The 12,753-nt window shown below is 38.8% G+C and carries 8 protein-coding genes; 3 read left to right on the top strand and 5 right to left on the bottom strand.

The window, feature by feature from the left end; all coding sequences use genetic code 11:
* Nucleotides 1-264: 264 nt before the first annotated feature.
* Complete coding sequence (locus tag H6G08_RS28795; protein WP_190549350.1) at nucleotides 265-3,045, top strand: CHAT domain-containing protein; 2,781 nt, start codon at nucleotides 265-267, stop codon at nucleotides 3,043-3,045.
* A 297-nt stretch (nucleotides 3,046-3,342) separates the two neighbouring features.
* Here H6G08_RS28795 and H6G08_RS28790 read toward each other — a convergent pair whose 3' ends face one another.
* The 3 genes from H6G08_RS28790 to H6G08_RS28780 all read right to left on the bottom strand — a co-directional run bounded on the left by H6G08_RS28790 (nucleotide 3,343) and on the right by H6G08_RS28780 (nucleotide 6,854).
* Nucleotides 3,343-4,083, bottom strand: coding sequence for a DUF928 domain-containing protein (locus tag H6G08_RS28790; protein ID WP_190549348.1), 741 nt, complete (start codon nucleotides 4,081-4,083; stop codon nucleotides 3,343-3,345).
* Nucleotides 4,084-4,220: 137 nt separating this feature from the next.
* Complete coding sequence (locus tag H6G08_RS28785; protein ID WP_190549346.1) at nucleotides 4,221-6,113, bottom strand: sensor histidine kinase; 1,893 nt, start codon at nucleotides 6,111-6,113, stop codon at nucleotides 4,221-4,223.
* A gap of 27 nt (nucleotides 6,114-6,140) precedes the next feature.
* Complete coding sequence (locus H6G08_RS28780; RefSeq protein WP_096641852.1) at nucleotides 6,141-6,854, bottom strand: response regulator; 714 nt, start codon at nucleotides 6,852-6,854, stop codon at nucleotides 6,141-6,143.
* Nucleotides 6,855-6,891: 37 nt separating this feature from the next.
* Here H6G08_RS28780 and H6G08_RS28775 point away from each other — a divergent pair, with 37 nt between their 5' ends.
* The gene (locus tag H6G08_RS28775) at nucleotides 6,892-7,044 is read left to right on the top strand and encodes a hypothetical protein (protein WP_190549345.1); all 153 of its coding nucleotides are present in this window, start codon (nucleotides 6,892-6,894) and stop codon (nucleotides 7,042-7,044) included.
* Between the two features lie 266 nt (nucleotides 7,045-7,310).
* Here H6G08_RS28775 and H6G08_RS28770 read toward each other — a convergent pair whose 3' ends face one another.
* Both H6G08_RS28770 and H6G08_RS28765 read right to left on the bottom strand, forming a co-directional pair.
* Nucleotides 7,311-9,053 carry a matrixin family metalloprotease gene (locus H6G08_RS28770; protein WP_190549343.1) on the bottom strand — a complete coding sequence of 581 codons (1,743 nt, stop codon included), beginning with the start codon at nucleotides 9,051-9,053 and terminating at the stop codon, nucleotides 7,311-7,313.
* Between the two features lie 435 nt (nucleotides 9,054-9,488).
* Complete coding sequence (locus H6G08_RS28765) at nucleotides 9,489-11,159, bottom strand: glycosyltransferase family 4 protein (protein ID WP_190549341.1); 1,671 nt, start codon at nucleotides 11,157-11,159, stop codon at nucleotides 9,489-9,491.
* Nucleotides 11,160-11,441: 282 nt separating this feature from the next.
* On the opposite strand from H6G08_RS28765, the gene H6G08_RS28760 reads away from it, so the two are divergent.
* Nucleotides 11,442-12,698, top strand: a complete 1,257-nt coding sequence (locus H6G08_RS28760; protein ID WP_190549339.1) for a hypothetical protein — start codon at nucleotides 11,442-11,444, stop codon at nucleotides 12,696-12,698.
* Nucleotides 12,699-12,753: the final 55 nt, after the last annotated feature.

Here is a 12,753-nt window from a genome sequence, read left to right as displayed (position 1 = left end):
TTAGCTATAATTTAGAAAACATGCAGCAGTCATTGTTGATAAATTGACTTGTTTTGTGGCTGTAATTTATTAACCTTGACTTTAATACTCAGATTACGCGACAAAAATTGAAAATGCATTCACCATTTATGTATAGATAGTTGCAGATTTCTGATTCTCAGATTGCAGTTTTCTGCAAAATTTGGTAAATTGCAGTTTTTATCGTTGATTTCTGGTAACTTAAATAACAAACATTAGAAAATTATACTCTCTGTCAGGTGCTATATGCAGATATTGCATAAGTTTTCTCAGTTATTTCCAGGGATAATTGATTTTTGCATCCAGCCGAAACTGAAATTACATCGACAGCGATTAAATAAAGGATTATTTTTATTATCCCTAGTTATTTGTTTACTTTGGGGACAACTGGTAGCAGCACAAACTCCCAATGTAAATTTATTGGTTGAACAAGGAATTAAAGCATATCATGGGGGGAATTTTACCAAAGCAATTGAAAGTTGGAAACAAGCAATTAATGAAGATAAAAACAATCCCACAGTTACGGCGGTAATTCAGGAAAATTTAGGGCGGGCTTATCAACAAATAGGAGAAAATGCGGCGGCGATCGCATCCTTCACAGCTGCAATTCAAGACTATGGTAGAGTAGAAAATATACAGCAAGTCGGGCGGATGAAGTCGGAACTTGCTCAAGTTTACAACAATTTGGGACAGCCTCGCAAAGCGATCGCGCTGTTATGTGGCAATCTAATAGAGAAATTACCAAGCTACGAAAAACCCAAAAATCAGGAAATTAGCTGTATTCCTGAAAGTGCTAGCCAAATTGCTAGTAAATATAATGATAAAATTGCGCAGGTAGCAGCTTTGGGGATTCTTGGTGAAGCATATCGTCTGACGGGAAATTATGAGCAAGCAATTAAATATTTACAAGCCGGACAAAAAATTGCTCCTGAAGATTTTTTAATTTTAAATAGTTTGGGTAATGTTTATAATAGTCGCGCTCAATTGCGAGATTTACAAGCCGATTCTGCTAAGAAAGCCGGAATTATTAGCAAAGAAAAAGAATTAGCACAGCAATCTATTAGCGATTATCATCAAGCCAAAGAATATTTTCAAGCAAGTGTAAAAAATGCCCGCGATCGCCAACAATTTATCGGAGAAATAAGGGGATTATTAAATTTAATTCAGTTGGGTTCCCAAAGCAATCAAAATAAAGTCTTGCAAGATGATGAATTTAATCAAAATGTCACAGCAGCTTTGCAAGTTTTAGAAACTGTACCGGATTCGAATACTAAAGTTTATGGCGGAATTGAACTCGCTTATTTACAGCGCGATAGTCAAGGAACTACTCTTTTTACTGCTTGTCCTCAGCGCTTTTTAGCCGATGAAATTGTAGTAGATTTACTCAAAAAATCTGTATTAGCGAGCGAAAATTTACAAGATAATCGCCTAATTTCCTATGCTAACGGTGCTTCAGGACATTATTGGGAATGTCAAGCTAATAATGCCAAAACATTAGATAAAACTAAACTAAAGACAGCCTTAAAATATACTCAAGCAGCAATCATTGCCGCAGATAATAAATTAAACGCTAAAGATAGCTTATATTTGTGGGAGTGGCAAGCTGGGAGAATTTTCGATAAACTAGATAATTCAGAAGCGGCGATCGAGGCTTATCAACGGGCATTTGATATTCTAGAAGATATCCGCGAGGATTTGTTAACAGCCGAACGGGATGTACAATTTGATTTTCGTGATGTTGTTCGTCCTTTATATCAGAAATTAGCACAATCGCGGCTAGAATTGCTAGGAGTTGGGGCAATAGCAGACGAAAAGCGCGCCAATGAATTATCCGCAGTCGTGAAAACTGTTGATGCTTTAAAATTAGCTGAATTACAAAATTATTTTGGCAATGATTGCATTTTAAGCGGGTTAAATCCTCAACAAGTAGGAGAACTGTTACAGGAAAATAGTGCAGCTTTTAAAAATACAGCATTTTTAAGTTCGATAATTTTAGAAGATAAAACTGGCATATTATTACAATTACCCGATCGTCCAACCAAATTTAACTGGATTAAAGACCCCAATCAACCAGGTACGGATAAAATAGTAAGCAGTGCTACTCTACAACAAAAAATCGCTGAATTTCGCCAAGGATTATTAAGAAAAGAAGATATTAATTACGATCCAACAATTGCCGCACAGCTTTATGATTGGATAATTCGCCCCTTTGTGGCGGATCTGGAACTAAATAAAGTGACAACTTTGGTATTTATTCAGGATGGATTTTTGCGCAGCGTACCAATGGCTGCACTTTATAACAGAGAAAACAAACAATATTTAGTCCAAACCTATGCAGTAGCTACAACTCCCAGTTTACGACTAACAACGCCCAAGTTACGCGATCGCAGTCTCCAAAAAGCATTAATTTTGGGTGTCACCGAAACAGCAACAATAGAAGGTAAAACCTTTGCGAAACTAACTGCTGTAAACGATGAAATCAGCACCATACAAAATATCTTTCCGCAAAGCCAACCTTTAGTTAATGAAAATTTTGTTCCGGAGAAGTTTCAACAAACACTCGAAAAAAGTACATATCCAATTGTTCACATCGCCAGTCACGCGCAATTTGGTATCATTCCCGAAGATACCTTTATAGTCACAGGTAACAACAAAAAACTGACCATCAGTCAATTAGAAACTGCTCTGCGCAACCTCAACAGTAAACCCGATAGCGTCGAACTTTTAGCATTAACAGCCTGTCAAACCGCAGTTGGCGACGACCGAGCTACACTAGGATTAGCAGGAGTAGCCTTACAAGTAGGGGTAAAAAGTGCGATCGCTTCTTTATGGAATGTCAACGATCAATCCACATCAGAACTAGTGAAAGCATTTTACACCAACTACCGCAATGCTGGTATGACTATTGCCCAAGCATTACAAACAGCCCAAATCAGAATGATTGATGCAAAAAAACAGGGTTTAAATCCCCTATATGAGCATCCGGCTTATTGGGCTGCTACAATTGCGATCGGTAATTGGCTTTAAAGTCGCCTTGTTATATCTAAAATACCCAATGTAGGGGTTTAGCACTGCTAAACCCTCCTAAGCGCGAATCTATCACTTTCTCTTCCAGATATTCTAGAGGGCATGGCATTGCCATGCCCCTACAGGCGTTGTATTCTTTGTTGAAATCGCTATAACTATTTTATAGGAAAAAGCTAGGTTCAAAACCTCGCCCCTAGTGGGCGAAAGAATCCTTGTTTCCCAAGGTAGGTAGAAACCCCACCCCTTGTGGGTGGCTGTCTTTAATTTTGAATTTTGAATTTTGAATTTTGAATTGATTCATCTTGAGCGATCGCTCGCAATTTTTTGCAGATTTTCGATGCGTTGCTGAATATTTTCTTTGTTTGCTTCGTTACCTATCAGCATTTCCGACTCTGCCAAATCTTTGACTAAACTTGCGCCTATTGTGCCTAAGTTACCATGATTATTCGCTTTAATTGCTTCTTCCATTGCTTCATACCATAGTTCGCGTTCAGCATAATAATTTACGCTTTCGGGAATGCTAGTAAATTGTTTTTTGGTAAATTCTGGCGGATTGACAACGGTAAATTCTGCATGGCTAATTATGGTGTCATTGTCGCAGTCAATAGCGATTTGCCATAAATAGATTTTACCTACCGTTAGTTCAGGATAATCAAGGGGAAGTTTGAGTTTGTTAATTCCTACAGTAGCGGGTATTTCTTTAACTGTGCCAATGATTTTGGGGTTGTCTTTTGACTCAAGTTCAAACAGCCGAAAACGCACATTTTGATTGCTAGACATATACCAAGCTAACATGGGGCGCGTAGCTGTAGTTTTGCCAATAAATGTTTGCGGCGCAAGTTGTGTCAGGGGAATTCCGCTATTAGAACTAGAACAACCACGGGAACCACCCGCACTAGTATATCCGCTAGCTGGTTTGCGATCGCGCGGTTTAAATTGAGCAAATGCTGGTAATGCAGTCATGAGAAAAATCCAGCCTACAACCAAGCTTGTTAGTCTGTAGCTATTTCGCCAAAACGCAAAATATTGATGACTCATAGTAAATGCTCTTGATTTTATAGCTATCTTTAACTTGTAAAAATCTTACCAGCCTCAACTTGATATTCAAACATTATTAATAATAATCTTACAATTACTGAAAAATTAATCACTAATACCTTTAATATAGGATGTAATTACGAATTATTCTGGCTCAGTTTCCAACTCAATTCGCAGAGAGTACCGCGAGGGGAAATTGACTCGCGGTGAAATTCTCCCCCTAATTGTTTCGCCAGAATTTTAAAATTTTTTGTGCCTTTACTTTCTCTCTTCGATTGAATTCCACAACCGTTATCTTTCACCGATAATTTATATGTATTTTCGCTATAAATACCCGATGCTTGTACCCGCTTCACTCCTTGGGCATGTTTACCCACATTACATAAAGCCTCTTCTAGAAATAAACATATTCCTCGTTTATCTTCTCTACTTAAATACTTATCATCAATTGGGTCAAAATTGCGGACTTTTACTTTTAAAGTTTGAAAATATTCAAAATCATTGCGCTCTAGGGTGCTAGAATAGACTTCATATAATAAATCATGTAATGGGCGGTTTAATTCCAAAATCACACCGCTACCTAAACGTAAAATTTCTTCTTTTGTTAAAGCTTCCAGTTTGAGAAATTCACCCAATTCGCGAATTTCTTTATCCAGTTTTTCAAATTGCGCAATTAATTGTTCGTAGGGAATATCCCGCGCTCGTATATGCTTTAAACCATAGGCGAGGGTTTGCAAAGGGCCGTTATGAATGACAGTAAAAGTATGCTGGATAGTATTTTGACGTTCGCTAATTTGCGATCGCAAGAATTGATCGTGTTGGTAAAACGCAAAAGCACTCAACCCTAGCCCATTTATCACTAATATCAGCAAATTCGGGACAATGGGAATCCATATCCCCCACACCGATAACATCAGATAGCCAAAGCTCAACAGACAAAATATTGCTAACCCGACACTGAGCAGATTTTTCCATGCAGATTGCGTAATTCTGCCGATAACTAGGGGTAGAAAACCCCAAATAACTATCCATGCATACTCCCCAGCATCATCCCAAGTATGTAACATTGGGCGCTGATCAATTACAGTACTCAAAATTTGACTAATTACATGGGCGTGATAGTCAATGCCATAAATTTGACCGCTCAATTTGACTTTTGGCAAGGCAGATGTATAAAATATATCACCTGCGCTTAGATTGCGGTTGCCTACTAAGATAATGCGATCGCGCAATAATTCGCCATCAACCTTCCCAGAAATCACATCACGCAGCGACACTACAGTAAAAGGCTGAGGATTATTGCGAAAATTCATTACAATATACAATCCCCCATCATCAACCCCAACATAGCTACCAAAATTCTTGTGAATTCGCGGTAATTCTACACCCCGAATCATGATAGTATTAGGGTCACGAATTCCCGTGTCTAATGAAATTTTTTTGGCATCTAAATACTTAATAACTAACTGCAAAGCCAAAGAATATTTATCTTCGTCTTCAGGATTTTTAGGATTGGCTGTATACAACAAATAGCGGCGATTTTTACCATCTTGATCGTGAGGTAAATCGACAAATCCCACCCGTTCTTGTGGCAGACTTGGAGGTGGTGCAGTTTCTTCAGGTGGTAAAATTTTTTCAATGCCAATAATTTGCGAATTTGTGCGTAATATCTGAGCTAATTGTTGAGCGCCAGGTTCTACAGGTACATTTTTAAAGATATCTAAGCCAATAGCGAGGGGTTGATAAGTTTCCAGCTTGCTGAGTAACTCTGCAATTTTGACATCAGGAACCGGATATTGTTTTACCCATTCAATATCTTTTTCATCAATCCCCACAATAACTATACGTTCATCAGGCTGTTCTTGGGGACGCAAACGCAACATTGTATCGAGAAGCATCCATTCCCAAGACTGCATTCCCCCAAGTAGGCGGATGAATATCATCACTATTAATACAATAATCCCCGGAGGTGCAGCTAACGACCACAAACCAAATTCTTGGCGAATGCGATTCCAGATTCTCCTTTTCATTTTACTTGCCCTTGAATCGTCTTTTGATTAATCAATTAGACCAGCTTCACGGGCACGAATTTCGGTAAGAATGCGCATATTCTTGCCGCTTTGCTTGCAATCTTCAGGATATACCCCCAAAACATCCTGAATCTTCGTCCAGTAAGTTCTCACGGCTCTTTCTGACTTATGCATTTTCTCAGAGATAGCTTTATCAATCAAACTCTCTTCAAAAGCCAAGCGCAACACCTCCAACCATTCGGGTTTGAGTTCAATTGCGGTTTTAATTTCTTTAGTGTGCGTCGCCCCTTGAAGTGCTAAATTAACTCGCATCAGCATTTCTGCTTCTGGTAATCCTTTATCTGCGATCGCAAATCCACCTTGATGATTATCTATTTCATGTTTGATGCGGATTAAGGCTTTAACATAACTAGTTTGCACCATGAAATTTTGCTCTGGATATTCTTTGAGCAAAGTTTGCAACAGCTTAATTCCCGTATCAATTTCTGCGGTTTCCCCTGGCTGATAAGGAATCGATAAATCCATCATAATTAACGCAAAGGGCTGATGAGATTTCAATTGTGAAAGCGTCTCAATTCCCGTCTGCGCTTTCATAATCTTAGCTTCGGGATACTCTCTTTTTAATACATCCAGGGTACCCGTCAAAATTAATTGATGGTCATCAACAACAAGAATACCCAGCTGTGTATTCACTGGTAACTGTCCATAAATTTCAGATTCTCTCACATTTACAAATAGCATATTTTGGGCATAGGTTTCTATAATTGACGTAAAATCGATGAGTTACAGCCTATTTCAGCAAATTATCTGTACTCAGCAACGCCGCATTTTGCTGTATCTGCATATTTTAATCAAAGAGCGATATTTAACCTATGCACAAAAGTGCAAACCTGTACCGCAAACGATATCAAGGATAGCCGTAGCCAGATAGATGAGGACATCAAGCTAAGACAAAATCCTTTCAAGGCTGTCAACAGTCAACACTCAACAGTCAACACTCAACAGTCAGTAGGGGCGGGTTTATGGGAGATTTTCATGAATCAGTGAGGATATCTGTGAACCCGCCCGTACAACAGTCAACAGTCAACAGTCAACAGTCAACAGCTATATATAAGTAAAGGCACAACCATCATCTTGGTTGCGCCCACAACATCTTCAGTAATTCACGCTTTTGTCATCTGCAATCTTTAGCCAGCATTAAGCCGTCACGAAAATATCTGCATTAGTTAAAGACAGCCCGGTATTGAGGGTAGCAAATTGAATTTTAGCGATCGCTCCTGTACCATCTCGATCGAAGAACAAACCACCATTATTGCGATCGTAGATAAATCTGTGACTGCTTGTCGTCGCTGCAGAACCGATAACAAATTGACTAGCCGCGATCGCTGCACCAGCAACTAACCCGCCACCAAACCCAGCCGCCGACACCACAATTGTATCATCAACTACGCTAAAATCAGTAATTCTATCAAGACCTGGGCTAGAAGAATTGAAAGTAAAGCGATCGCCACCCGTGCCACCAGTCAGAGTATCATTACCCCCACCACCCACGAGAATATCATTACCAGCCCCACCAGTAAGATTATTATTAGCACTGTTACCTGTAATATTATTATTCAGATTGTTACCAGTGCCGTTAATTGCTGCTGTACCCGTCAAAACCAGGTTTTCTAGCTCTGCTGGCCCTAAATTAAAACTATAAGCCGACTCAACAGTATCTACACCTTCACCAACATATTCATAAATAGTGATGTAATTATCGCTACTAAAAATATAGCGATCGTTGCCAGTACCACCATAAAGCGTGTTAGTACCACTACCACCATTGAGGGTATCATTCCCTGCCCCACCATAAATAGTATCGTTGCCACTACCACCATTGAGGCTGTCATTACCAGCGCCTCCATCGATCAGATCGTTTCCACCGTCACCAAAAAGATAATTATTGTACTGATTTCCCGTAAGCGTATCATTGTAGTTGCTGCCAATAGCATTTTCAATGACACTGATACCACCCTGAGAATTAGCAATTGTAAATCCGCCTTTAATACCAACTACTTGGCTAATAAAGCCGCCAGCATTGGGGTCATTATTTGCCAAAGTCGCATTGTTTAAGTTGATAATGACCGAATTTGTTGCCCCTTGACCAGAAATTGTATCTGTTCCGCCTGCATCCCAAATACAAGACCAGTAAGTGCCCACCTGATTATTATAGGTTGGAAGATAGTAGACATTATTACCAGTATTGTAATTGCGATTTATACCATAAATATGTTGAATAGCAGCAATATCAAAAGCCATCGGCCCCGCAGCATATCCCCAATTTGTCTCATACCCAGGCGAATAAGGGCTGTCAATAACAACATAAGACATAACTGTCGTTAAAAACTGATTGAGATTCAAATCGCCAAAATCTTCAGGGCCATCAACACCAGGAAAAACAGAAGAATTTCCGCCATGATCGTGGGGATGAGCTAATCCTAATGCATGACCAATTTCATGGACAAAAGTATAGTAGCCATAGCCACCAACTACAAGAGCCGCATCAGGATTAGCTTGATAAGCTTCCCAGTTAATTAAAACATCTCCTTCGCCAAACAGATTGGAAGATTCTCCTGGTGGCATAGCCATACCTAGTACGCCATAAGAACCAAAAGCATAAGAATCAGCACTATGAAGAGTTAGTTCTGCATTACCATCGTTAAAACCAGAATACTCAAGCTGAAAATTTGCCACATTAGCCCAAGCTTTTAAAGCATTAGTATAAGCTGTGACTTCAGCATTGTATAAAGGATAGTCCCAGGATTTATTATCAACAAAAGAGTAAGTCAGCTTTCTATTGTCGTTTTCAATTCTCCAACGACTACCCCATAGTAAACTATTTACATAAATTGAATTAGTTTGAGTTACACCACTTGTAGAGCCAACAAAAATAGACATCTCATCCCCCTTTTGAGAACGATAATCAGCAATTAATTTTTGAGTTTGCGACTAGATTTAGCCAATATTTTTCGGCTGCATATTGGCTCAAAATTTATGCTTATATCGTGGAAATTAAAATCTTTAACAATTAACAGAATAAAAAAAATAAAGAAATTAGTCCTTCAGCTTTTATGCAAACATAGATACAACTTTTAGTACCGATACCCGCAATATCCTGTATCTAAATGTGCAGAAAACTGTATTGTCATTAGTCATGCAATACCCTGTAAGGTATCGCATCAACAATTGATACCAATTTGAAACAAGAATGCGACAGATGGTAGGGGCACGGCATCCACAATCTTCTCGTATATACAATCATCTTACTGGTGCCGTGCCCCTACAGTGTGGTCTATTTACCTGAAAATCGCTGTAATTTATCCTCAGCCCTGACTAGGAATTAATACGCAGCACATCAAACTTAAGTAAATACAGCAATGTACGGGTTAATTGCTCAACTGGAACATCGCGATGGGAATTGAGGATGGTGTCAATTGAGACTGTGCCATTTTGAGCGATCGCATTTAAGATTGCATCTATAGTTGAATTGGTGTTTCTTCTGTCTGCACCAAAATTAGTAATCCAATTTTGCCGAATTCGTTGGAGATTTTCTGGTGTACCCATCGCCCCCAATCCTAATACTAAATCTGGGCTGGGTGTGTTACTGGTGTAATGGGCAAATAATCTAAAGGGATCGTCACATAAAGGTATGGGTGGGCTACTTGGTTGTAATGGTACAGACATTGGTGCAGTGGCGCGAATTTCTGCTAATTCTTGCCATAAATTTTCATAAGCGGCGATAACCACTGACCAATCGTAGGTTTCTCTGGCGCGTTTTCTCCCATTCTCGCCCAGACGCTTTCTTAATTCCGGCTGAGTAATTAATTGTATAACTGCGTTAGCAGCTGCATCTATATCTACTGCCACTACCATTGATGAATGAGCTATATAGGTGCTGTAATTTAAAGTATTATTGTGATAATCTGCGGCTAAATCTAAACTTAACCCTGGTTGAGGCATGAATGTAGGAATTCTCAAACCGTCAATTTCATGGCGCACAGATTCTTGATAACCATCCCAATCGGAGACAATTACAGGTAAACCCGCAGCCATCGCTTCAATTGGCGTGAGTCCAAATGTTTCTTGAATATTATCTACTAAAGAGATAAAAATATCAGCCGCCGACCAAATCCCCGCGCGGATTTCTGGTTTGCGCCCATCGACAAAAATACAATTAACTGAGGGACAAAAAGTTTGCGCACTTTGGATAATACCAACTTTCTCTTTCTCATCTTCAAACCAGCCAGCCAAGACAAAATTCATTTTAGTATTGGTGGCTTGGGCGGCTTTTTCTAAGGCTAAATACATCGGTACAGGGTGGGCTTTGGCATAAAAGCACAATCGCCCAACAAACAACACTACAATCTCATCTTGAGGAATACCAAGGGCTTGACGTAAACCGCGCCTGATATTCTCTGTATTTTCACCATGATCAAAAGTATCGCAATCAACACCCAAAGGAATCACTGGTAGTTGAAGATTAATTTGTGGTTTAGCACCGATGCGTTGGGCTAAATATTCAGCCCATGTATCAAAAAGACGATCGACAGCATTTTTTACTGCCATAGATGTGCAAATAATAGCATCCCAAGGCTGAACCGGGGCGATGAGTGCATCACCAATACCATCCATCACGCCCATACTTGCAATTGTATGGGTGACACCGCAGATACTATAACCCCGTTGATTATCAAATCTTCGCGCCCAAGCCAGAGAAGAGAGGATAGGATCTGGATGATAGATAGTTCCAGCTTGTGCGAGTACTTGATGATTGTTGCTGGGTAGCCAGGTAACTTGACGCCGACGTTTCATCCAAGGTTTAATGCGATCGCAAAATTCCATAAATTCCCCTTGGCTAGAAGTGTAACAATAAAGGAAATCGGCTGTTCCATGTTGTACTAGAGCCTTGAGGAAACCTTCACCCGCAGCTTGACGCCCTAGCAGTCTGTTTCCAGAGGTATCGTAACCATCTTTTTTATAAAAAATTGCAGCAGTGTTATTCATATATGTTTATTTTAGGAATAAGGCAGGAGGCAGAAGGGGGTTAAAAAATGGGTCTTATAAGTGTGGGATAGTGCAAGTAAGTTACTCATCAATTTTTGCTTATTAGCATTGCATTTTATCATTTGCATTTTCAAAAGTTCATCAAATTGACTGTAATAACTTTTTGACTATCAAGTTTTATAACTTCGGGTTTGGGTACTACTTGATTTAAGTTGTTTTCACATTGGCGATTTATAAACGCATAAATTAAATTGGAAGCGCTGTTATTTCTCATCATGCCAAATGTTAGTATTTTTTATTCATGGCGTTGCTGAATCAAAAGTTAAATTTGCCCAGCCTTTAAAACATCTCATTAAAGATGAATTATTACAGCGCAGTCAAGAGCTACCATATTTCCATTCTGGGTTTTATGCCGATGTTCTCAATAAAAAGGATAAAATCTGGAATTGTATAGATAGAGATTTACAACAGCAGAAGCAACAAAACCCAAATATTAATCTTCAAGATATATTTCGTGGGCAAGAAATCAGGCGAGAATTTATCTCTGATTTTGTCGGAGATGCTTTCACTTACCTAAACACGGAACGTGGCGCGAAAATCCGCGAGTCTATTTTTGGAAATTTAGAAGATTTTATTTTAGCTCACCCCGAAGAACAAGAGATTCACATTATTGCTCATTCTATGGGTACAGTAATTTTATGGGATATTTTGTTTTCTGATAAATTTTCTTCTAACGATGCTGCATTTAAAATTCGCTCACTAATACTTGAAAAAGTTAACCTCAAAAGTATTACTACGATGGGGTCACCTATTCTTTTATTCAATATGATTTTTGATGTTACCCCTGAACAGGTTAATAATTTTGCGCGGTTATTTTATAAACAACCTATCAGATGGACAAATATCATTCATTCTTCTGACCTAATTGCCTATCCTATAAGCTCTAGCTTAAAGCTAAGTGATTCATGTAATTTATTAGTTCAAGACAAATTTATATCAACATTAGCCAATGATTTAGAAAAAACTGTACGTACTGTAGCTAATTCTGCTGCTGTTGAAACCGCTAGTAATATAAATCCAGGCATTAATCAAGCTTTTTCCCTCGCCGCGATCGCATCAGGTGCAGCAGATGGTCATGTTAATTATTGGAAATGTTCTCAAACGGCAAAAATCATTGTAGATAATATGTTAGGAGATGAGGAGAAAATATTAAATCTTGTTATTGAGCGTTTAAAGAAAGTTTCGGGAATGACAATCACTTCACTTAAAACTACAGAATCAGCAAAAAAGACAAATCCAAAATTGGACAATACTTGGGATAATTACTTTGGAAATATTGATAAACTCACAGAGAGTTTCCCGTTTGCAGATGGCATTGGAAAATTAAGAATGCGAGATAATCTTGCTCAAATTCCCCATGTTTCTGTTTATAATAGCGATGGTAATTGTCAATTTAGAGGTTATGTTGGCTTATTCCATGCTGAGGGACTGAGACAAGAAGTACAAAATATTAAAGCAGAATATAGGTTAAAAACTTAATACACAATTTTATTAATTCATAGCGAATTGGCTTGTGAAATACTCTGCGAAACTT

This window comes from Calothrix anomala FACHB-343 (assembly GCF_014696435.1).
Classification (GTDB): domain Bacteria; phylum Cyanobacteriota; class Cyanobacteriia; order Cyanobacteriales; family Nostocaceae; genus Aulosira; species Aulosira anomala_A.
This window is presented reverse-complemented; position numbering and strand designations above follow the sequence as displayed.